This window comes from Microbulbifer aestuariivivens (assembly GCF_039545115.1).
Lineage (GTDB): Bacteria > Pseudomonadota > Gammaproteobacteria > Pseudomonadales > Cellvibrionaceae > Microbulbifer > Microbulbifer aestuariivivens.
In genome coordinates this window covers 69111-93974 of record NZ_BAABRT010000011.1, presented here as the reverse complement: position 1 = coordinate 93974, position 24864 = coordinate 69111, and the positions used below count along the sequence as shown (strand labels likewise).

5 protein-coding genes are annotated in these 24864 nt (G+C 59.3%); 4 read left to right on the top strand and 1 reads right to left on the bottom strand.

The window, feature by feature from the left end; genetic code table 11:
• Positions 1 to 40: 40 nt before the first annotated feature.
• Positions 41 to 1234 (top strand): elongation factor Tu, encoded by a 1194-nt coding sequence (gene tuf / locus ABEA58_RS08395; RefSeq protein ID WP_345550569.1) that lies wholly within the window; start codon positions 41 to 43, stop codon positions 1232 to 1234.
• A 518-nt stretch (positions 1235 to 1752) separates the two neighbouring features.
• Complete coding sequence (gene ppnP / locus ABEA58_RS08390) at positions 1753 to 2061, top strand: pyrimidine/purine nucleoside phosphorylase (RefSeq protein WP_345550567.1); 309 nt, start codon at positions 1753 to 1755, stop codon at positions 2059 to 2061.
• Between the two features lie 173 nt (positions 2062 to 2234).
• Here ppnP and ABEA58_RS08385 read toward each other — a convergent pair whose 3' ends face one another.
• Positions 2235 to 2369: a hypothetical protein gene (locus tag ABEA58_RS08385; protein ID WP_345550565.1), complete on the bottom strand. Its 135-nt coding sequence runs from the start codon at positions 2367 to 2369 to the stop codon at positions 2235 to 2237.
• A 567-nt stretch (positions 2370 to 2936) separates the two neighbouring features.
• Between ABEA58_RS08385 and ABEA58_RS08380 the strand changes: the two genes are divergently transcribed.
• Positions 2937 to 3689, top strand: coding sequence for a SapC family protein (locus ABEA58_RS08380; protein WP_345550563.1), 753 nt, complete (start codon positions 2937 to 2939; stop codon positions 3687 to 3689).
• A 275-nt stretch (positions 3690 to 3964) separates the two neighbouring features.
• A complete protein-coding gene (locus ABEA58_RS08375) occupies positions 3965 to 24637 on the top strand; it encodes a leukotoxin LktA family filamentous adhesin (protein ID WP_345550561.1) in 20673 nt (6890 codons plus the stop codon).
• Positions 24638 to 24864: the final 227 nt, after the last annotated feature.

The following is a 24864-nucleotide window of genomic DNA, read 5'->3' as shown; positions in this document are numbered from 1 at the left end:
TTTAGCATCTTTAAAACTTTTTAGTTAGAGGATCCTGAAAATGGGAAAAGAAAAGTTTGAACGTTCCAAGCCCCACGTAAACGTGGGCACCATCGGTCACGTTGACCACGGCAAAACCACCCTGACTGCAGCTCTGACCCGCGTTTGTTCAGAAGTGTGGGGCGGTGCGGCCGTTGCTTTCGACGGTATCGACAATGCGCCGGAAGAGCGTGAGCGTGGTATTACCATCGCCACCTCTCACGTAGAGTACGAGTCCCCGACTCGCCACTACGCGCACGTTGACTGCCCCGGCCACGCTGACTACGTAAAGAACATGATCACTGGTGCTGCGCAGATGGATGGCGCTATCCTGGTTTGTTCCGCAGCTGACGGCCCCATGCCGCAGACCCGCGAGCACATCCTGCTGTCCCGTCAGGTAGGTGTACCTTACATCGTGGTATTCCTGAACAAAGCCGACATGGTGGACGACGAAGAGCTGCTCGAGCTGGTTGAAATGGAAGTTCGCGAACTTCTGGACCAGTACGAGTTCCCGGGTGACGACACTCCGATCATCACCGGTTCCGCTCTGATGGCCCTGAACGGCGAAGACGACAACGAAATGGGTACCACCGCTGTTAAGAAGCTGGTTGAAACCCTGGACGAGTACATCCCGGAGCCGGAGCGCGCCGTAGATCAGCCGTTCCTGATGCCGATCGAAGACGTATTCTCCATCTCTGGTCGCGGTACTGTAGTAACCGGTCGTGTAGAGCGTGGCATCATCAAGACTGGCGACGAAATCGAAATCGTCGGTATTCGTGAAACCACCACCACTACCTGTACTGGTGTTGAAATGTTCCGCAAGCTGCTCGACGAAGGTCGTGCTGGTGAGAACATCGGCGCCCTGCTGCGCGGCACCAAGCGTGACGACGTAGAGCGTGGTCAGGTACTGGCCAAGCCGGGCTCCATCACCCCGCACACCAAGTTCGAAGCGGAAGTGTACGTACTGTCCAAGGACGAAGGTGGTCGTCACACCCCGTTCTTCAAGGGCTACCGTCCGCAGTTCTACTTCCGTACCACCGACGTAACTGGTGCGTGTGAGCTGCCGGAAGGTACCGAGATGGTAATGCCGGGCGACAACGTCCAGATGACCGTTACCCTGATCGCACCGATCGCCATGGAAGATGGTCTGCGCTTCGCGATCCGCGAAGGCGGCCGTACCGTTGGCGCCGGCGTGGTAGCCAAGATCATCGAGTAATACTTGCTCTTGATCTGAAGCATAAAAGCCGCAGCGGAAACGCTGCGGCTTTTTTTATGGGCCCATATGCGTGACGCAAAGTCGTATCGCCTGCATGCTGACACAGGGATTGGTGGTGACTGGTTGCCGTTACGATGGCTCGTGGTTTCGAGCCGCCCATGGTGGCCGACGTGGCTGCAAAACCTCAGTGAGTTTTGCGGCATTGGTCGCCGCTAGCTGGGTTGCTGAGGGGGTTGTAAATAAACCGCCAGTGTCGCCGATGTGCGGAAGCTTACACCGGAAAGACGATATGAGAGCTGAGTGTTTGCTTCCGTGTTGGGCTAGATGTTGGACAGATTGTTGGGCGGTTGTTGGGCAGGGCGTTGACCTGCGGCAAGCGTGTCAGGCTGTGTGCTGTAAGCGAGTGGGCGGAAGCTTATGAATCAGCCCGCTTTATATCACCCGATAGCAATCACAAGCAAAAGTGAGCGCAATCCAGCATCGTTATATTTTCAAAATACAGAAGGAGTTTATTTAACATGTCGCAATTTACTGATGTAACCATTACCCGCGAAGCCAATATCTACTTTGACGGTAAAGTGACAAGCAGGTCTGTGCATTTTGCCGATGGTTCACACAAGACATTGGGTATCATGTTGCCCGGTGATTACGAATTTGGCACAGAGGCGAAGGAGCTGATGGAAATCCTGGCGGGAGATCTTGAGGTCCAGCTGCCGGGAGAGGGCTGGAAGAAAGTAGCTGCCGGGGAATCGTTTGAAGTGCCAGCCAACTCAAGCTTCAAACTCAAGATTTATGCAGTTACAGATTACTGCTGTAGCTATTTCTAACACAAAGTCATAGCCGGTTTTAATGCTGGCTGGTGAACGCTGCCCGTCACTTGCAGCCTGGCGAGCCTAGGGCGGCGTTTTCACCTTTGAGGTTAAACTGCACATCCAGCTAACAAAGCGCCGGTGCTAGGGGGAATGGGGACTTTGCCCGCCAATTGAAGCCCAGCCAGGGTTTACCGCAGCATCATAATTTTGCCCACGCCCACGCCCACGCCCACGCCCACGCCCACGCCCACGCCCACGCCCACGCCCACGCCCACGCCCACGCCCACGCCCACGCCCACGCCCACGCCCACGCCCACATTCACGTTCTCGTCCAGAATTGCGCCCTCAGTTGCGCCGCTAGTTGAGTAGAAGTGCTGGCATTCATTGGCGGCACTGTAAATGAAATATGCGCAAGGCTGTTAAAACTATGCTGTTGCGAGCTTGCTGAACGCCATTCGAGGAGTCAGTCTGGTTGAGTATTACAGACCTTGTCTTGAGTGTGGGCTGAGAGGCTGAAACGGCAGGTGGGAGAATGTAACAGGCAGAATGGGAGAGGGCGGTTAGATGAAGGCAATTCGTGAAAAGGTGCTGAGGCAAGGTGGTGTGGTCTGAATATGGCTCGAGGCAGTCTGTGGATCTGTGGACTGGAAGAATCCGCAAGGTCGGGGGTTGGCGTGTAATCCCGCCATGTTATCAGTCAATCGTAAGCTCATGCCTATCCTGACTTTAATCCGCGCGAGGGAAAGATCCGGTATTTTTTGATTACCCGCGGTGTGAAAAAGGGATAAATTAAGAGAAAAATTGGCTAGAAAGTCTGTATCCTTAAAAAAGAATTTTCCTGCCTAATTAGAAGATAAAAGTATATTTATATACTTCCGGAGCATAAGTGGATGAGCGAACTGCTGTTCTATCGCGGGCTGGTCGCGCTGCACCGGGAAAGTCATCGAAATCTCAAGTTTTCCCCATGCAGTAATTATCGCTTTTCGATTGCGGTCAATTCAGTTCCGCTGACGGGCGTGGAGTTCTTTGAAGCCAGCCGCGATCTCCCAATTCTGTTTAGCTGCAGTGATGCGAAGCGGTATTCGCCGCTGGCCTTACTGTCGTTGAGCAACCATGGCCATGGGCTGGTGGATGAAGAGGGTAGATGGCGCGGGAGCTATGTGCCGGCCTTTATCCGCCGCTACCCCTTTGCCATGAAAGATGGAGAGACGGTTTGTATCGATTTCGAAGCCTCGCACTTTTCTGAAGAAGAGGGTGAGCCGCTGTTCGATGATCGAGGCGAAAACAGCAAAGCGCTGAACGAGATACTGCGGTTTCTTGAGCACTACGAAGCCTCGTGCGAGCGCACGCGTGAATTTTGTCGGCAGCTCAGCGCGGCGGGGCTCTTCAAGCCTTTCAATATTCAGGTGATTGCGGGTAACGGCAAGCCGGTGCGCCTCGATGGCTTATATGTGATTGATGAAGCCCGGTTGCGGGACGTCGACCAGGAACAGGTATATCGGTTGTTCAAAAGCGGCGAGCTTGCCTGGATTTATGCGCATTTGCATTCCCTGGGTGCGTTGAAAGGGCTGGCAAAGCGGCAGGAGCAAGATGTGGCGCTGGGCCAGGCTAAAGAAAAAGCGCAGACCGGGGCCCTGAATTAACTGGAGCGATCGATATCATCGCAAGCAAGTGCCAGATTCATCGGTAGGGTCTGGTTAAGGGCAGCCCATACCGGGACAGCCTGCACCATATGTAGTGGCCTTTAGTCATGGCCATGAGCAAAGACTATGAGAAATGGCCATGAGAAATGGCCATGAGATATGGCCATTAGAAAAGACGCGGCTGCTTTACAGTTTTTATAAGAAGCCCGCGGCATATGCAGACGCATAATAGATAAAACGACCGAAGAAAACAGTCGTTGCCAAGGAAAATACCCATGAAGCCTTTCCGTCACCATCTGCTGACTCACGCCATTCGCAAGGCCACCAAGGCGCAAGCCGGTCAGGCGGGCACCGGGACCGGCAAGCAGTTGGGTAGGCAGCTGACCCTAGGAACCCTGCTGTCTACGGGGGCGGTGAACCTGATGGCAGCGACCCACAATATCGATGCGGTGGACGCTTTTACCAATGTTGAAGATCTGGGTAATAACACCGAGAAGGTCACCAGTAATTACAAGAAAGGTGATATTGGGGTCAACGTATTCAACAATTTCGTGGTTGGCGATATCAACACCGTCAACCTTGAGCTGGACAGTGATATCAGCCAGCTGGTGAATATTGTGCGGGATAGCCGTCCGGAGGTGTACGGTATCCTGAACAGCTATCAGGATGGCAGCCTGGGTGGCAATGTGGTGTTTGCCAGTTCGCACGGCTTCCTTGTCGGACCATCGGGAATCATCAACGTCGGGCAGTTGTCGATTAAAACACCCACACAAAGCGAGATTGATGGCTGGCTGGATGTGACGACACCGGCATTCTCAGATGATGGTTTGGCTGCGCTCGATAACAACAGCTATGCGGTTTCCGCCGACGGCCTGGTTACGGTGTCGGGAAAAATCAATACCGCAAGCGGTGTCGATATCCGCGCGAACCAGGTGGTGGTGGATGCCGGTGCGGTCATGACCGCCGGTAATGCGATTCAGGCCATCTATGTGGATGCGGCGCAGGTCAATGCCGGTGACGCCAGTGTGCCCACCGAGCTACAGGAAGAGAACGGCAGTATATATATCAGTGCAACAGGCGCTGCGGTGGGCACGGATGTCTCCCTGGCCGGCGATCTGCTGGCAGATGGGGGCATCACCATCAGTGCCGACACCATCGAAGTGAGCAGTTCGGCCGTCGTGGATACCCGCGATGCGGCCGCAGCCAACACCGCGGAAACCAGCGCGAGCTTTATCGGCGACAGCGTGATCGTTGCTGGGGCGGTACTGGCCAGCAATATCAATATCAGCGCGGATAGCGAAGTTGTTATCCGTGGTGATCTGACCGCTCTCGGCAGTGACGATGGCAGCAGCGTAACCGCCGGTGTGATCGATATCGACAGCGCCTACGCAAACATCAGCGGCGGTGCGAATGCGGTGATACTGGCCGGTAGCGGCGAGGACAATGCGGTGCAGACGGCGCTGACCGACGATGTGGTGATTGTCGGTCATCTGGATGTTTACGACCAGCTGGAGGTCAGTGCCGGTCGAATTGATATTGCTGCCGGCAACGGGGTTTCCGCATCGGATGTCAGTCTGCACGCGAGTGATATCAACATCGATGGCAGCCTTACGGCGGATGCCACCGCCGCCGGCAGCGCCGGCCGGGTTCAGTTGGATGGCGATGCCAACTATGGGGACCTCGGCAATATCAGCGCGGATATTCTACGGGTCGATACCGAGAATAACTTTTATATCAGTGGTGATGCCACTGGCCTTGGCAGCAGCGGCGATATCGTCTGGGAAGAAAACAGCGGTGCCCTGAGCGTGGGTTATGCGCTGGAAATCCATGCGGATAATATTTCCACCGGTGTTGATGTGAGCGCGGGTGGCATCACCCTGACCGCCACCAATGCGGTACAGGTGGATGGTGAGCTGAATGCGGCCGGCGACGGCTCGACATCGGGCCAGGTGGCCCTCAGCGGGACAACGCTGGCTTTGGATTTTGCGAAAATCTCAGCCGATGGCCTCGCCCTCACCACTTCCAGCCGCATGGTGTTCGCGCAAGATGTGACGGATAGCGAATACGTGGCTGCCGGGACTGAAGATTTTAAACTCGCCGGGGATGTAGACTTTGACGGTGACCTGACTCTGAGTGCCGCGGGCATTACCGTCACCCAGAATGCCTCGCTAACAGCGGCCAATGTCACCCTAGAATCCAATGACAGCAATATTGATGGCACTGTCACCGCCGATGGCGGCGACAGCGATGCCGCCACTTTCGGTAGCATCACCCTGGTGCAGGATGCCGATTACGAAGATCTCGCTAATCTCAATTACAGTCTGCTCGCCATCAGCACCGACAACGATATTGTGCTGTCTAACGATGCGAACTCCAGCGCGGTCACCACCGCCAACGGAGCGGATATTGTGTGGGTGGACGGCCAGGACTTCGATTTTTCCGGGCGCGATATCCGCTTCAATGGCGGCAGCCTGACCGTCACCACGGATACTGAACTGGCGGCGGATAATATTTCCATCGATGTGGATGCCTTTTATAACAGCGGCACCTTTACCGCTTCCGAATCGATTTTGCTGACGGGCGCGATCGATGACAGCCTGAACCTCGCCGGGCTGAATGCCAGCGCCCTGACCCTGCAAAGCGACTCCTCGTTGAGCTGGGCCGAAGATGTGCTCTACGGCGGCCTGCTCAAGTTTGTGGCCGATAGCGTCAGCATTGAATCCTCCGCCTCGGTGGCGGCCGCCGGTATTGCGGTGGAAGCTGACTCGATCACCATCGCCGGCACACTCACCAGTAGCGCGGGTAGCAGCGACACCGTGGGTGATATCGATCTGGTCGGAAAAAATATTACCCTGACCAGCAGCGGAGTTCTCGATACTGTCGATGGCGACAGCAGTACCACCGATGGCGATGTGAACCTGACCGCAACGGAAACCGACGCGGTGGGCTATGGCCGGGCCGCGGCCGAAACCAGTATTGCATTGTCCGGCTCCATTGAGGCGAACAATGTCACTGCGAAAGCCTTCAGCTCCTCGACCAGTTCCTTCTATGAAGAAATCGGCACCACCCTCGGCCTCAAAAGCGTGGCCGCACTGGGCGGGGTGGATTTCAATTATATGGAAGCGGATTCCGACGCGACGGTGACGGTCAACAGTGGTGCCAATATTAGCGCCGCCGGCAATGTCACCCTGTCCGCGGACTCCCACTCCGTTGCGGAAGCGATGGCGCTGGTGATGGGGGCCGACGTACTGACCGCCGCGCTGGCGGGGATTTACGTCAGTGGCGACGCCACCAGCACGGCCACTGTGAAGAGCGGTGCGACGATCAGCGCCGGTGGCGACCTTGCGGTGACCGCGCACAATGAAACCTATGTATCCTCCAGCGCCTTTGTGCTGGAGGCGGACAAGGCCAATAAGGTCGTTGCCGCTGTCGCCGTGGGCGAGGCCGATGTGGATGCCACGGCGGCCATTGAAACCGGCGCCAACCTGAGTGCGGACAACCTGCTGGTGGCGGCGGAAAACCTCAACCGCTTTTACACCTCCGCTTCGGTGTTCGGCCTCTCCAATACCCGCTACGGCATCGCCGTGGCGGTGGGCGATTTCGACTCCAGTGCCACGGCGGAAATGGGGGCCGATCTCGGCAGCAGCGCCAGCCAGGTTGGGGATGTCACCCTGCTGGCCCTCGATCGCACCGTAGAGCAGCGGGTGCACTCCGGTGTCGCGGTGGGCAGCAGCATTCTTGCCCGCACCATTGGCTCCAAACTGGTTTCCGGTATGGGCAAGGTGCAGGGCGGTGTGTCCAGCCTGTTGGGCAACTATCTGCCGGGCGGCGTGGACACCAGCGCCTCCAGCGATGCCAGTGGCAAGGTGAACTGGAAGGGCGGCCTGTCCTTCTCCCTCAACCTGTCGGACAAGGAAGCCTATGCCTATCTCGGCACCAATGCCGATGGCCAGAGCGACGCCCCGAGCATCGATGCCAGCGGTAATGTGCTGGTGGTGGCGGCCACAGACCTGGGAACCGACAACGATGCGGTGATTGGCGGCGACGGCCGCGGCGCCGTGGGTGGCGACCAGGGGGGGTACCGCACTTCGGCGGAAACTGCGGTCACCTCCCCCAAGGCCGGCACCGTCGGTGCCCAGCAGACCAGTGCCGCGGACAAGAGCGCGGCACTCGCGTTCAACTTCGCCATCCACGAAGGGGATGCGGTTGCGGAAGTGGGCGACTTCGTCACCATCAATGCCCAGAACCTGGGGGTGGTTGCCGAACAGAAAATGCCGATCGTTTCCACTTACGATCGCTGGGACACCCTGTCCGATGTGACCAGTAAATTCAACGGCATCGGTGGCCTGCAAAACAATATTCTCACCACCTTTGCCAACGCCGGTGCCGGTGCCGATAAGGAAGCCTACGGCGGCTCGGTCAATGTGCAGTGGAACGAGATCAATACCAAGGCGTGGATCGGTGATGGGGCCTCGGTAACGACCAGCGGCAGCGGCGATTGGAGTGTCTCCTACGATCTGGATTCCAGTGTCACCAGCCCGGGAATTTTCAGCGATTTCGAACCCTTCAAGGACGTCACCTACCGCTACGACTTCGACAGCTCGGTGACGGTGCGGGCCTACAACCTGGTTGAAAGCGCCCATGTGGCCGGCAATATCGGCAGTTTGGGGATACTGCCCAATGGCAACGGCACCAATGATGACGGCAAGTCCGTGGGCGGCAGCATCACCTTCGTGCAGCAGGCAAACCAGGCGATTGCCGGTATCGGTGATGCCAGCATCAGCGCTGCCGGCGACGTCACAGTAACGGCGGAGAGCGACGAGCGCCACCTGGTGGTGACGCCGTCCTCGGGTATGGGCAGCGGCACCGGCTTCAATGGTGTGATCGCCATTCTCAACAGCGAAACGCTGACCCACGCATCGCTGTCCAATCAGGCTTATGTGAGCGCGGATGACCTGATCATTATTGCCGATCACCAGGTGGGTAACTGGGCCGCGGCCGGTGCGGTTAACTGGTCTAACGGTGAGAGTGCGGTGGGTGTCGGCATTGCGGCGAATATCAGCCAGGGCGATACCAAGGCCTTCATTGGCGATAATTCGCAAGAAGCGGAAAAAGTCGAGTTCAACAACGATTCACAGCCGGCACCCTCCGCGCCCACCAATCCAACCCAGCCCGCCAGTCCCGCCATCATTGCCCGCAATATCGAAGTGCGCGGCAAGTCCAGTGGCTCCACAGGCAGCGTCGCCGTGGCCGGCGCGCTGCTGACCGAGAATACCGGCGAGCCGGGTCTCGGGCAGAAATTTGAAAACTGGTACGGGACAAAGTTTGGCGGCTGGTCCGGCGATCTGGAGAGCAATACCGCAAGCAGCCAGAGTGCAGCGAATTCCGGTTCCGGCAGCAGTTCGGTGGCATCCGCTTCACAGGCGGGCAGTAACGACAGCTCCTCGAGCTCCGCTGACAATGGCACGGCATCGCTGGATTCCAGCCAGACCAGCCTTGCGGGCGCGGGCAGCGTCGCGGTCAGCGTGTCGAATCTGGATGCGAAATCCATTATTGACGGTGCCACCATTGCCGGGCACAGCGGCGAAGAAGTGGATGTGGATATCCAGGCCCTGCAGAACATTGTTTCTGTGGCCGCGTCCGGCTCCGCCGCTCTGAACCTGTCGAAGTCTCCTTCCACGCCCAACTCCAGCGCCATGGCCGGTGCCATTGCCTACCAGATCACCTTCAACGACGCGCTGGCGTGGTTGCTCGAGTCCGATGTGAGCGATGTCGATGACCTGTCCATTCAGGCATTGCACGGTGGCGAGCTCACCTCTGTTGGTCTGGCGCTGGCAATCGATAGCCCCAGCGCCGGGGGTAAATCTACCTCTGCAGGCCTGTCGATTTCCGGTGCTCAGGTGCGCGACGGTACCTCCGCACGGATGGAGGGCAGCAGGGTCAGCGGCAGTGGCAGCGGCGCTAATGGCTTCGAAGTGAGCGCCTACAACAACACCGATATCGGTGTGGGCGGCGGCACTTTATATGGCGGCGGCAAAACCGGTTTTGGTCTGGCGGTGACCTTTGCCGATATTGATGACCCGGGCAATCTGCTCGGCGATTCCAACCCCGATGGCAACAATGTGCTGTCGTCCGCTTATGGCGAGGACGTCTACGCCGGCAAGGCCGTGGAAGCGGTGGTTACCCATGCCGACGATAGTGCGCAGACTGGCAGCGAGATTACCGACTTCGACAACATTGCCATCAGTGCGCGCGGTGTGCAGCGTATCGGCATCGGCGCGGCCGGTGTCGGTTACAACAACAACGCCAGCAATTCCACCGGCTATATGGGCAGCTTCGCCATCGGCTCCATCAAAGGCGACACCCGCGCGCTGCTGGAAGATGTCACCATTACCGGTGCCGACAATGTCGCGGTCAATGTGGCGGGCACCAGTGTCGGCAGTCTGGATTCCGTGCTCGATACCATCGGCTCCAGCTCGGTCAATGAGGACTTTGATTTCAGCGGCGCTGCGGTTTTTGACAACTCGCAGATACACACCAGTGACGATGGCAGCGGTTCCGCATACAGCTATGCCAGCGAAGGCGAACGGATCATTGCCGTGGCCGGTGTGTTGCAGATGGGTGGCTCCAACTTTGGTCTGTCTTATGCCCATGCGGATGTGCAGACTGAAAAAACCGCGATTATCCAAAACGCCAATATCAACTCCAGCGGCGACATCGCCGACAGTATCGATATCTCCGCGCGGGATGAGGCGCTGCTCTACACGGTGGCCGCCGGCCTCGGTGTTGCCACCGGCAAGTTCTCCGGGGTTGGCTCGGTAGCGGTCAACAGCCTGAATAATAGTGTGCGCGCGGAGCTGGGAGACTGGGATGGCGACGATCTGGGTACCGTGTACGCGGACAATGTTTCGGTAACTGCACAGAATGACATGGACCTGGTCAATGTGGCCGGTTCTGTGTCCGTCTCCTCCGGCAGCGGTTTTGCCGCGGGGCTGGCGGTGGCTCTTAATCTGATCGGCGACAGCGGCCATGAAACCCGCGCGCGCATCGGCAATGTGGACCTGGAAGCCGCAGGCGATATCACCGTCAAAGCGTCCAGTGGAGCCGACGGCGATGCCAACCTGCTGGTGGGCAATGCCATCGGCATCGGTATCTCCACCGGTAGCTCCGGGCTGGCATTTGCCGGCGCCCTGAGTGTTACCGATATGGATCAGACGGTGCAGGCGTCGATCAAAAACGTGGGCAGCAATTCACTCGGCTCCGCAGGCAGCAGTGGTGGCACTATTCGCGTGCAGTCCGCCGATTACACCGACAGCATATCCACCGCATGGATCGGGGCGGTTTCCACAAGCGGTTCCGCCGGCGGTATCGCCGCGGCGGTGAACCGTGTCGACAGCGACGTTACCAGTGAAATTCTCGGCGATGATGTTTCCGCGTCCAGCACCGCGCTGCAAGCCGCAGATGTTTACCTGGAGGCATTACGGGACAACAGTCTTCTGACCATTGATGCCGGGGTCGCGGCCTCCAAGCAGGCCTCTGTGGCACCGTCCATCGGTACCGGCGTTGTGGATGGCGATGTCACTGCGCGAATCGCGGACAAGGCCACTATCGACGCCTACGGCAACGTGGCGGTGGAGGCACTGGCCAGCAGCGAAAATGTGGTGGGCAGTGGCGCGGTGGGGGTGGGCCTGAATGGTGGCGCCGGCGCCATCGCCATTTCCACCGCGGCGGAATACGGCCAGACCCAGGCCTATATCGAAGATGCCAGCGTCACCGCCCTCGGCCTTGGGGGCAGCTTCGATATTCTCGATGGCGCACTCACCGGCATGACGGCTCTGCCGGACCTCTCCGCCACGACGGAGGAGAGCGATGGCAGTTCCAGCGCTGCCGGTAACGGCGACGTTTCCATGGACGACCTGACCACCGCCTTCGGGTCGCAGGAACTGAAGGAGGGGACCGAGGCCGTCAGCGGCGTTGGCGTCAACGCCACCAGCTATGTGAAGCAGCAGGCGATTACCGTGGGTGGTTCCGGCGGCAAGAATGTGGCCATCACCGCCAACGTGGCCACCAATGTGTTCGAATCGAGCACCGATGCCTACATCAGAAATGCCAGCATCAACCAGGGGGTTTCCGCCGGCGATGGCGCCGATGTCACCGTGCGCGCTTCCAGTCACGATTATGGTCTTGGCGTTTCCGCCGGCATTGCGGTTTCTCTCGGCGGTGCCGGGGTGGGCGGTTTCTCCACCAACCATATGGGCAAATCCGCCAGTGCGGAAATCGCCAATTCCACCATCAATGCCGACGAGCTGACCCTGGATGCCGCTTCCACCCAGCTGGCGCAGGCGGTCTCCGCCGGTGTAGCCGCGGGCGTCGGTGCCGAGGGTGGCATTGGTGGTACCGCATCGGTCACCATCAACCTGATGAAGGGCGGCACCGAAGCCTGGCTGCACGACAGCACCGTTACCGCCGGTGATGTGGTGGTCAGCGCGGAGCGTCGTCAGGACGTGAACTCCGCTGCCGGTTCCGTCGGTATCGGCACCACGGTGGGGGCGGGAATTGGGCTGGCGGTGAATATTCTCGGCGGCGACAGCAGCGCGAAGATCGGCAACGATCTGGACGATAGCGCCGACGCAGACACCACCCTGATCAAGGCCGATAACGTCACCGTGGATGCGGATCGCCTGCAGAGCGTCAACAGCTACTCGCTGGGCGCCGGTGTCAGTACCGGTTTCGGTGTGGCGGCGATGATCAATGTCAGTGAAGTGAAAGGCGAGACCCGCGCCGCTGTGCACGGCCTGCTGCACGACAACGAAACCGCCAACAACAGCGCGGACGATTACTTCACCACGCAGATTATTGGCAGTGATGGCAGCAGCGATGCCACCACTGTCAGCGTCAATGCCCAGGAAATCCTCGATGTGGATCAGGAAACCCTGGGGATCGGGGTCGGCGCCAGCGCCGGTGTGGGTGCGGTGGCCAACGTGGTGCTGGGGCGCAGCCAGGTCTACGCCGAAGTGGTGGGTGCGGATATCGATACCGCACTGCTGGACATGGACGCCACGGCCCAGCGCCAAGCGTCGATGATCTCGATTGCCGGTGCCGGTTCCAGCAATGTGGGCGCCGCATTAAGTATCGGTGTGGCGCTGTTCGGGCAGGGGGATACCACCACCGAAGACGGCACCGATGCCGAGGGCGAATTTGATCCGTCGCGCCAGTCCGCCAACAGCGTGATGTCGGAAGACACCGCCGCCTACAACCCGCACCTGTCGAGCGAGGATATTGCCGCGATCGAGCAGGAGAGTGGCGACACTATCGAAGCCAGCAGCGCACCTTCCACCGCCACCAGTACCGAGTCCGGCAGGTCGCTCACACTGAGCGGCGAAAGTGTGGTGGCGGCGCGAATTTCCGGCGGTGATATCGATGCCGATACCCTGGATGTGGATGCGCAGACCCTGCTGCATACCTATCAAGGGCTGGGCGCGGCGCAGGTTTCCAGTGTCGGTATTGCCGGTGCTGTGGGGGTTACCCGTCTCTATGACATGACTATCGCCACCGTCGACAGCGATCTCACCTCGAACAATGTCACCGTGGATGCGCAGGTCAAAGACGTATCCGAGGATGACGCCGCCGGTGAAATGAAATCCTTCGTGGTTGGCCTCGGCGGCACTTCGGTGGTGGTGAATTACAACGATGTGCGCAGTGAATTGCGCACCGTCGCCGGCGTGACTTCGGCGCTGGGCGACGACAGCGGGGATATTGCTGTTTCCGCCCGCGACACCACCGAACTGCGTGTTGGGGATGTGGATGCCGGCAGGCCGGACGATCCCACCGACGGTTCCCTGAGTGTCAACATCGGTGCCGCGGCGGTGGGTGTGTCCATCGGTTTTGCGGAAAAGCACAGTGACGTAGATGCGTGGCTGGGCGAAACCGGTCAGGGCGTGGATGGGTTCAACAATATTTATGTGGACGCCTATTCGGACGGTCTGGTGAAAACCACCGCGTTCGCACTGGGCGGTGGCCTGCTGGCCGGGATTCAGGGTGTGGTTACCGATGCCCGCGATGAGTCCGAGGTGAACAGCACCGTATACGGGACTATTTCCGCCGGCAGCGGGGTGGTCAACATCGAGGCGCAGGCGGTGCCGGAGGTTTATTCCCGAGCCTACGGTGTCACCGTGGCCGGCGTCGGCGCTATGGGTGGCTCCTTCGCCTATGCCATTGCCGACACCAGCGCGGAAGCCGAAGCGGCGGACGGGACCTATTTCACCGGCGAAGGCTCGGTCATTATCCGTGCGGAAACCGGCGACGGCTCCGACGAAGATTATGTGAGTGCCGACGCCAATGCCTTTGCCGCGTCCGGCGGCCTGCTGGCGGGCATCGCCGGCAGTGAGGCGCTCGCGCGCAACAGCTCCCAGGCGGTGGCCACGGTGGGCGATGGGGTGCGAATCCCTGACAATGATTTCGCTGTGTATGCGCGCAACACCGCAGTGCAGATCGCGGATGCCGATGGTTATTTCGTCGGGCTGGTTTCCGGTGGCTACAACGAATCCACTGCGGAATCGAAAACCTCCGCGCGGGTGGATTACGGCAGCAATCCCATTTCCAACGCCGTCATGCGCAGCGGCGATTTTATTCTCGATGCCTACAATTACGACGAGAACCAGAGCTTCACCACCGCCGGTGGTGGCGGTTATTACTCCGGTTCCGCTGCAGTGTCGAACGCCAACAGCTACAACAACAGCAGCGCGAATAAAGCGGCGAGTATCAATATTGCCGACTGGGCTTCCGGTTACGCCGTTGTACCGGTGCTGGGCGGTGAGGTGCGCCTGTCTGCTGCCCACGAGAGCCAGTTCTTTGCCGGCACGGATTCCACCACGGTTTCCGTAGTGGGGGGGTCCGGCGCGGTGGCCAATACGGATGTCGACAACGATGTTGAAGTGAATCTGGGGCAGAACGTCAGCTTCAGTGCTCTGGAAATCGATATCGACGCGGACAACAGCGCGCTGCATATTCAAACACCCAGCCGCTCCGGCTTCGAAACCAGCATCAATGCCGGTGCCGGTGGCGCCGCCAACGGTTCTGCAGGAGTTTCCGATCAGGAGCTGACCGGCATCGATGCCGCGATCAATATTGGTCACAACGCCGTGCTGTCCATCAGTGATTTCGCCTGGCTCGACGGTACATACGACCACAACATTTCTCTCGATGCCCACAGCCGTTTTTATGTCTACGATTCGTCGGTGCTAAAAGTGGGCGGCGCATTGCAGGGGGCCGGGTCCGAGTCCGATGTGGATGTCAGCACCAGCAATACCATCATCCTTAGTGATGGTGTGCTGATTTATAACCCGGTTGGTGAAATCGGTATCGGTACCTATACCACCGGCTCAGCCACCGCCCAGGCCAATACCACGGTGTGGGCCGTTGCCGGTGTGGCCGGCGGTGTTTCCGATGTGGATGTCACCGTGACCAATACAGTGGATCTCGGCGAGGGCGTGGTGATCAATGCCTACGACGATATCGGTATCTATGCTGGTCGCGGTTCCAATTATCTGGGCGAGAACCAGATTACCGCCGACGCCCGCACCAATGTGTACAACTGGACAGCAGTTCCGATTCCCGCGGGCAACAAGGCCAACGCGGATATCAGCGTAAACAACACAGTGGTGCTGGGGAATGCGATTGATGTGGGCAGCGATGGTCACATCAATATCGAGGCCAACGAAGGCACCCTCTATGCCAATGCCGAAGGGGTTGAACGCAACCCCTATATGGAGCTGTTCAGCACCGAGACGACATTTGGCTCCAGCGCCAGTAACAGCAATTCCGTATTGACCTTCGAGGGCTCCGGCAGCGTCACCGCAGGTCAGAACGCTTATCAGTGGGTGGATGTGGATGCTTCGGGCAACATCACTTCCGACCTCGCCGGCTACGGGCTGGCCGAGCAGCTGGCCGACAGCTACTCTTCCCGCGCCAGCCTGCAGGCGTACATCGACGAATTGCAGGCGCTGGTGACCGAATACGAAGCCTGGACCGAGACCAGCACCAGCACCACCGGCACGGCTGCCGACGGCAGTGATGGCACAGGCACTGGCGGCAGCGCCAGTAGTGGTTCCACGACTACCTCTGGCAGCAGCGGCGAGAACCCCTATACCGATGAGATCAACGCGCTCAAGACCGAAATCGCCAATCTGTCGGTAATTCTGAATGACCTTTCGGCCCAGGAAAATAATGTTGTCTCCGTGACCGGTATCAGTGCCTCGGCGGGCAACGTCAGCCTGGTGGCGGACACCATCGATCTGCAGGGTGGCTTTGGCAGCGCGCCGCAGATCACCGCGCGCGGCGATGCGTATATTGATATCAACAACCGCGATGACCAGCACCTGCTGGTGGGTAACCTTTATATCGCCAACCAGACCGGCGGCAACGTCTATGTCACCGGCGGAGCCAGTCTCGACAGCGCCTATATCCTTGAAGAAAACAGCGCTACTACCGGCATCAGCTCCGGTATCCACATCACCCACAATCCGTCCGGCGGCAATATCAATAATTCCGATGTGATCGTGGCCGGTGACATTACCAACCTGCTGTCGACGGTGGACATCACCCTGGAAGAGGGCGACCTGCTGCAGCAGGCGGCAATTGAAGCCAACACCATCAATCTGACGGTGGAAAACGGCAGCCTGGTGGTCAACGCCGGCAACCAGGATCTCGCCTACGGCCGTTCACCGGCGGCCTATGTGAATTTCCTCAGCGGCTGGAAACCCACCGATGCCGACGATTTTGTTCAGTACTGGATTAATGACCGCTATGAAACGCAGATCGATGCCGTTGGTATCGATGAATTCAACAACTGGTTCTATGCCTGTGCCACGGCCAATAAATGTTTTATCGGCGGCAGTGCATTCAATGATGAAAATGCGTATTTCAATAATGCCAGTGACGACAATGCGGACTACAACAAGATCCATGTGTTCTTTAACTGGGGCTTCAGTGACAGTCAGGAATATGGCGGTTCAGACGCGGTAGACCTGAAGTTCAAGACCGACAGCAGCAGCCGCGGCGGCCGCCACTGGAAATTCCAGCCGGTGTATAACAAACAGGGCAACCTGGAGCGCTCTGCCAGTTACAGCACCGTCAAGAACAGCATGGGCGCACCGGGGGCGAGCATCGTCGGTGAGAAAGTCGTTATCAATGCGCGCCGGGTGGATATCAACGGCACCATCGAGGTGGGCAAGGAGAATAACTGGTCGGTGACCGTGGGCAGTGGCTTCGACAGTGCCATTGCCGGCTACATCGCAGTGGCGGGGCTTACCGATGGTGACCAGATTGAACTGTCACCGGGTGGTACGCTCAGCCACCGATACGAAAACCCGAATTACCAGCCGAATCCGTTTGCGCCGCAGTATGATCCATCGCGCTATGTCACGGAAACCTTCGATCCGGAAATCGGCAGGATCAACGGTGCTGAAAGTATTTCGCTGACCTACGACGTAGCCAGTGGCCAGCTGCTGGTGGACGACGTGCCGGTATCCGGCGGCGGTTATCTGTCTATCAATGCGAAGATTTCCTCCACCAGTGCAGACGGCAAGATTCTGGTGCGCGATGGCCTCGGCCAGATCAGCATCGAGAATAATTCCAATACCGATCTGGTGATTAATTCTCTCGATGCCGGCGACGATGCCGTAGGCATCGTGCGGATCACCGATCAGAACTTCACCAAGAACATGAATGACGGTGGCAGTCGCAACGACTACTACAGCCACTGGTATGTGCACAGCCCGGGCGGCAAGATTCAGGAATACGAGACCACATCCTGGGCGACCAGTTATGAGGACGGCACCTATCTGGGTGAGTCCGGTGGTACCGGCACCACCTCAAGCACCACCTATAATCCACTGGCCGGGCAGCTGTATTACATCCGCGAAGACGCAAGTGTCAGCCGCACTTATACGGACTTCCCCGACGGATATCTGGCCAAATACCCTAACACAGTGGGCGAGTGGCAGGGCACTGGCGCCGGCGGCGCGATTGAGTGGAATGTGGAGGCGAGCTATTACACTTCTTGTGCGGCCAACCCCGGTGTCTGCACCAATGGCAGCGCCAGCAGTTTCATTACCCAGGAATATGATGCCGATACCATCCGCACTTACTGGTGGGGCATCGAATACAGCTATTCGGATTACTACGGCAGCAACTGGACCAACACCGATCCGAGCGTGTATATCCCCTACTACCTGAATATGGAAACCCACAGTTATGTGAAGGCGGATAACGCCATCGGGATTTCTTTCAATGGGGTGGCCAGCGGTAGTATCGATATTGATTCCACAGCCAATGTGTTCGTCAACGGCAATATCTATAACCCACTCGGCACCACCGATATTCGCACCAATAGCAGTTTGAGTGCCGGTGCCGGTTCATCCTTCGATGCCGATACGCTGCGTCTGTACGCCGGCCAGAGTGACCTGGGTGCGCTCGCTGATCCGCTCAACGTCACCGCGAATACTGTTTCCCTGCAGGCCCGGGGCGGTTCGCTGTATTTCGATATCACCGGTAAGTCTGCGGCGGTGAACCTGGAAAATTTCACCGCGCTCTATGACATCGTCGGCACTGTGGATAAAGGCCTGGTCGGTGTCGGCAGCGGCATACATATCCAGAGCGACACCGTTAATCTGGTGAGCTATTCCGGCGGTATTGGCAACGCCGGCATTATTGGCGACAGCGCAACCTACGACTACATCAATCTGGATGTGAATGAAGTCACCCTGGAAGCTGCTGATGATATTGTGATTCACCAGGCCCAGGGAGATCTGGCGGTCAACACCATCAGCGCCAGTGAAGATGTGGTGATTTCGCTGGGCAATGGCAGCCTGATCAACGGTATTGGTCAGAGCGAAAAATCCGATGAGGAGCTGGCCTATCTGCAAAGCGTCTGGGATGCGCTCAATCTTCAGGGTGCGGATGCCGGTGTCATTGCGGTGACCGGTTACGAAAACCAGTTTACGGCGAATTATCACAACTACTGGCTGATCAAGCAGCGTCTCGATGACGACAGCGAAGCGGGCTTCGCGGTCAACGCGGCCTTTATGGACAGCTTCAAATCCCGTTACGACGTCTCCACCGATGCGGAAGCGACTGCGGCGGCGAAAGCGGAATTTTTTGCTCTGCAGGACTGGTTTGCCGACCAGACCGCGTCTGCGGACGTGTACGTCAATCCGGAAGATGCGATTGGTATTGAGCAAAAGGGTACGCTGGAAGGTTATGACTACGGCGATCTGTTTACCGGCAGTTACGACAGCAGCTTTGCGCTTGCCATCGACGATAGCTCCAACTGGTATGCGAACCTGATCGATGGCGCCCAGTGGAGCCAGAGTCAGCTGGATATCAGTATTAACGCCGCCGCCCTGAATGCGGACGCACAGGCCACACTGACCAACCGCGAGGCCAATATCGTCGCCCCGAACCTGCATATTGCCGTCAGTGGCGGCAGCGTCGGCGAAGACCTGGATGATCTGGTGTTTGCGATTGATCGCAGTAATCCGGTGATCACCGATGCACAGAAAATCGCGCTGCTGGAAGCGGGCCCGGGCGATATCGAAACCCTGGAGAACGGCGATCTGGTGACCTTCAGCGTGTCGCAGGTAGACCCGCTCAAGATCGATACCACCGGTGAGCTGACTGTCAGTGCCGCCGATGAGATTTATATCGAGTCAGCCAGTGGCCTCACCATTGGCAATATCGCTTCCAGCTCCAGTGATGTGCGCCTGGCTGTAAACGGTGCGATCAGCGCGGCCGCGGGCGGCTTCAATATCTCTGCACAGGATCTGTATATCGCCAATACCCAGGGGGATATCGGCGCGGGCAACGCCAATCTCAGGCTGCAGCTTTCCGGTGTGCTGCGCCAGGCCGGTGCGGCCGGCAGTCTTTATGTCACCCAGACCGGTGGCGACCTCGTGGTGGATGCGGTCAGTGCGGGTGAGCGTATATGGATGGTGAGCAGCCACGACATTGTCGGCCTCGACAGCGAGAGCGTGATCTCCGCCAGCCTATTGGGGCTTTCCGCCAGTGACCTCGGCTCCTCTGCCCAGGCGCTGAACCTGCGCATGTCCGGTGGCGGTACTGTCACTTTTGATGCCGCCAACGCCTGGCTGAATATTGCCGATACCTCGGAGGCGAATTTCAGTGGGGTCAGCGCCGGCATCATGGATATCGATGCCAGTGGTGACCTGGTGTTGATCGGCGACTTGCGGGCGGATTCGCTCGACCTGTATGCGGCAGGGGATATTCTCGGCTCGGTCGCGGGCGTCATTGATGTCAACGGTCAGGCGAAGTTGGCGGCGGACAATATCGCGCTCGACACCCATGATCTGGATATCGGCAGCGGCGACTTTAATGCCTCCGCCGGTGGCATGACGCTGGCTGGCGTCACCGTCGGGGGCGATTTCGATTTGCTGGCCGCCGGTGAGTTGCTGTTTAACGGCGACGTGGACGTGGCCTATAGCAGTGCCTCCAGCGGCGGCAGCGCGCGGCTGTTGGCGGATGCCCAGAGCATCACAATGGCGGCGGGCGCCGAGCTGCGCACCGAGGGCGATATCACCCTGACGGCGATCGACGGCCTGGACCTGCAGACGCTGATAGCCGCAGGCGATATCAGCCTCAGCGCGCTCAACCTGACCGACAGTGTCAGCGGCAGTATCAGTGCCGTGCAGCTGAATGCCAGCGCCGTTGCTGCGGACGCCCAGGCAACTCTCACGCTGGGTCATGTGACCGCGGCCGATATCGATCTGGATGGCAATACCATCCTCGTAAGCGGTGATCTTGCTGGCAGCGGTGTGATCAGCCTCGATGCGGACAGCGGGCTTGAGGTCCAGGGCGATATCGCCGGCAGCAGTCAGCGCGCAACTGGTATCACCCTCAATGGCGGCACCGGCGCTGTGGCGCTGGCGGGCGATGCCTACAGCAATGGCGATTTCCTGGTTGGCAATGGCAGCCTGCTGACGCTGGCCGCCGGCAGTGTGGTGGATGCCAGTGTGATCGATGTGACGGTTGCCGGTTTGCAGGCGAACGCCAGCAGCCGCATGGTGTCTGCGAACGGTGCGTCTTTCGAACTCGGTGCAGACGGGGCCGGGTTCGGCGCGCTGGATATTAACGCTGCGCTGCAGATCGCCAGTGCGGGTGATGTGACCTTCCTCGCCGACACCGCAGTTGGCAGTGATCTGCTACTTGATGCGGCCGGTACTGTGGGCGTAACCGACGCGGTGCTGGTGGATGTGGCGGGCAGTCTCAAAGGCAGTGCCGGGACTGCTGCACAGCTGCGCAGCTGGAGCATGGCCGCGGGCAGCGAGCTGCAGGTGGCGGGCGATGTCGGTCTGCAAACCCAGGCCGGGCAGGCGTTTGCCCAGCTGACCGTAGGCGGTGATGCGACCCTTATGGACGCTGATCGCATTGCCTTCAATGGCGGTGCGGATATCGGCGGTTTTCTCGCTATTTCCGGTGCAGCCGATCTGGCTTTCAACGGTGATGTCGATGTGGGTACGGCTGTTGCTGGTTCTCTGCTGATCGATGTCGATGGCCTGGTTTCCCAGGCCGCGGGCCAGCAGCTCAGTGTCAGCGATGCGATCACCGTTACAGCCGCGGGCTGGGATGCGGATAGCAGCAGCGAGCTGCGCAGTGCTGGCGGGGCCGAATTCACTCTGTCAGACGACAGTAATTTTGGTGTGCTGACCAGCCTGGCCGATCTGAAAATGGACGCCGGTGGCGATGTGACTTTCCTTAACACCGTCACGGTAGGTTCCACACTCGCCTCTGCCGCTCTATTACTGGAGGCGGATGGTGCGGTAGTGATCGGCGACGATGTGCTGGTCGATATCTACGGCGGCCTGCGTGGTATCAGCGACACGACAGCTTCGGTAGGCAGCTTCCACGCCGGCAGCGGCAGCCAGCTGCGCACCGCGGCCGGCTTGCAGTTGCAGTCCGCAGGCAGCATCCACCTTGCCCAGCTGGTTGCCGGAGGTGATGTGTCGCTGAGTGCTGTCGGTGATATGACCTTCGCTGAAAGCGGCAATATCGCCGGCGGCCTGCTGATTGTCGATGCCGCAGATATCTCTTTTGGCGGTGACACGACTGTCGGCGACAGTGCTTCTCTCTCCGCAGTCTCTGGAGTAGACCTGGCCGCGCGCGGTGCGGTGAATCAGCCTGCGGGGCAATCACTGATCAGTTACGGCGACATTACTGGCAGCGCCGCAAGCTGGAGCATGGGTGCCGATGCGCTGCTGCAATCTCTGGCCGGGTCGATACAGCTCAGTACCGATGGTGCAATGACGCTGGATTCCGTGGATGCCGACAGTGGTATCGAGCTGACCGCTGGTGATGCGCTCGCCTTTAACAATGCACTGATCAGTGGTGCGGACATGCTGGTGCAAGCCGCGAGTGTGGCAATGGATTCCGGGGCGAGCCTGCATGTGGGCGGTGATTTCGGCGTGACTACCTCGGCGGAGCAACAGTATGCGCTGCTGGCGATCGAGGGCGACACGGCACTCAGCGCCGGCGGCGACATCACCTTCAGTGAAGCCGCCGATCTGAGCGGTGCGCTGAACATCCTCGATGGCAATCACCTGGCCCTGGTCGGCGATGTCAGCGCGGCCAGTGCTGACCTTAGCTTGCAGGGCGACGTCACCCAGTCAGCGGCAGAGACTTTCACCCTGAGCGGCGACCTGCTGGCCTCAGCGAACAGCTGGAGCATGGCTGAAGGCGCACTGCTGCAGACCGGCGGTGCTCTGACACTCTCCACCGCTGCGGCAATGGAGCTGGCCCAGCTGGACAGCGGCGCTGCGCTCGCGCTCGACAGCGGTGCCGGCATCGCCCTGCGCGAATCCCTGCTCGCAGCGGATGACATTATCCTGCAGGCCAGCCAAGCCATCGCCATCAGTGAGACCGCACTCTTGCAGGGCGGCGGTACCCTGAGCCTGAGGGCCGGCAGCTTCACCATGGGTAGCGGTGCTTCCGTGAACCTGAGTGGCGCCTTCTCTGCCATGACTGCGGGCGAGCAGCAGTTCGCTGTGCTGACTATTGGTGGCGACACGTCACTCAGCGCCGGCGGCGACTTCACTTTCAGTGAAGCCGCCGATCTGAGCGGTGCGCTGAACATCCTCGATGGCAATCATCTGGCCCTGGTTGGCGATGTCAGCGCGGCCAGTGCTGACCTTAGCCTGCAGGGCGATGTCACCCAGTCAGCGGCAGAGACTTTCACCCTGAGCGGCGACCTGCTGGCTTCGGTGAACAGCTGGCAGATGGCCGCGGGCAGTTTGCTGGAGATTGGCGCTACCACTGCGATCAACAGTGCCGGCGACATAGTGCTGGCCGGGCTGGTGGGCAACGGCGATGCCCGCTTTGTCGGCGGCGGTAACGTCCAGTTCAATGAGCACGCGGAAGTGTTTGCCAATCTGACTGTGGATGCCGCCGCACTGATGGGGCAGGCCGAGGCGCAGCAGCTGGTCGTCCACGGCGACTTCGAGTCCCGTGCGGGCAGCTGGCAGATGGCGAGCGAAGCCCGCCTGCAGGTTGTCGGTCAGGGCGGAGTGGAGCTGGCTGGCGATGCGGATCTGCAGCAGCTCAATGTGGGAGAAAACCTGCTGTTGCAGAGCGGTGGCGAGGTGACGCTGGGGGGCAACATTCATACCGGTGGCGACCTGTCCCTGACTGCCGTAGGCGATGTCACCCAGGGCGCCGCGACCCTGATAAATGCGGCAGGCGCCGTCGACATCGAGACCAATCGCTGGACCATGGGCGCCGGCAGTGCGCTGCAAGCTCTGGGGCCGATCCGCGTTCACAGCCGCGAGGATATGCTGCTGGCAAGCCTCAGCAGCAGCTGGAGCGGAGACTATGCCTTCGATCTCAGCAGCGATGGCCGTATTGACGGGCGCGCGGATTCCGACCTGCACCTGCAGGGTGTCGCAGGCGGCCGCAGCTACCTCAGTGCTGCCACTGGTATCGGTGATGCGCTGGTGATGGATCTGCCGTGGCTGTCCGCGGTCAGCGATGACGGTGATCTGAACCTGATTCTGCTGAATGATGCTTACGCAGAATTGTTGTCGGCGCAAAATGGTGAGGTGCGGATTCGCGCATTTGGCGATGTCGAGATCGAGGAATTGATCGGTACCCCATACCTGTGGATTGACGGCTTCCTGCTCGCCAAGCAACTCACCATTCCGGAGGGGACTTTTATTGGTGGCGAGGGCGTGCGGCTGAATCAGGTGAACCTGACTACTTCCGGACCGCTGCAGGTGCAGGGCCCCAGAATCGATATCAATCTGGATGGTGGCGACAGTGCCGAAACCTTCCTGACCCTGACCGGTATGGACGGGGTGGCCGCGCAATGGGTGGGTGTCAGTGCGGATAACACCGGCGGACTGGTGATTGAGCGCCTGTTTACCGACTACGGCGCCATCTCCACCAGTGGCGACTTGCGGCTGGAAAGCGCGGAGGTTTACTCCGCGCTGGATCTTAACAGTGCAGAGCTGGCCCTGGCGCTGAACAACGTCGACCTGTCACCGCGGGATGTCAGCGGGCAGCTGGTGACTCCCTACGGCGACTTCTGGCTGGATGTGCGTGGGAATCAGCTGCTTACCAATGCCCAGGTGACGCGCTATCGCGATCCGCTGGTGCTGACCTACCAGGGTGACAGCGACCGCTATATCGAGGGTGACACGGGCTTCTCCCGTCTTTCCATCGAGTATCAGCTGGAAAACGCGGTGCAGGGAGAGCGGGCCGAGGGTCGGGATCTCTGGCGCCAGTGGTTCAATCCAAGATTTGATGATCTGGGGACTGATGGCGAGCGCTGGACGCCTGTGGAGTGGCTGAACCCTGAGGATTACGGAGAGCTCGATGCCGAGGCCGACAACCCCGATTACGCGGAAATTGACTGGCAGCCGGATCTGGCGCGGCGAAACTGAGGCTGTTCGCCCGGCTCGGTCCGGGTGATGCCTCTCGCGAATAACGGGTGATGCCTCTCGCGAATAAAGAAGTGCATTAAGAACCAAATAAAGAAAAGGCGGGCGCACAGGGGCCTGCTAACGAGGTGAATATCTGTGGCAACCTTTGCTGTTAGGACGCGGACATCGTTATTGCTGCTGGCGCTTGGCGCGCTCCCCCTGAGTGCCTGGGCGCAGACAGGGCCCCC

What these genes read in the sequence shown, in the direction of transcription:
- tuf (WP_345550569.1), top strand. Translation starts at nt 41, where the DNA reads ATGGGAAAAGAAAAGTTTGAACGTTCCAAGCCCCACGTAAACGTGGGC.
- ppnP (WP_345550567.1), top strand. Translation starts at nt 1,753, where the DNA reads ATGTCGCAATTTACTGATGTAACCATTACCCGCGAAGCCAATATCTAC.
- ABEA58_RS08380 (WP_345550563.1), top strand. Translation starts at nt 2,937, where the DNA reads ATGAGCGAACTGCTGTTCTATCGCGGGCTGGTCGCGCTGCACCGGGAA.
- ABEA58_RS08375 (WP_345550561.1), top strand. Translation starts at nt 3,965, where the DNA reads ATGAAGCCTTTCCGTCACCATCTGCTGACTCACGCCATTCGCAAGGCC.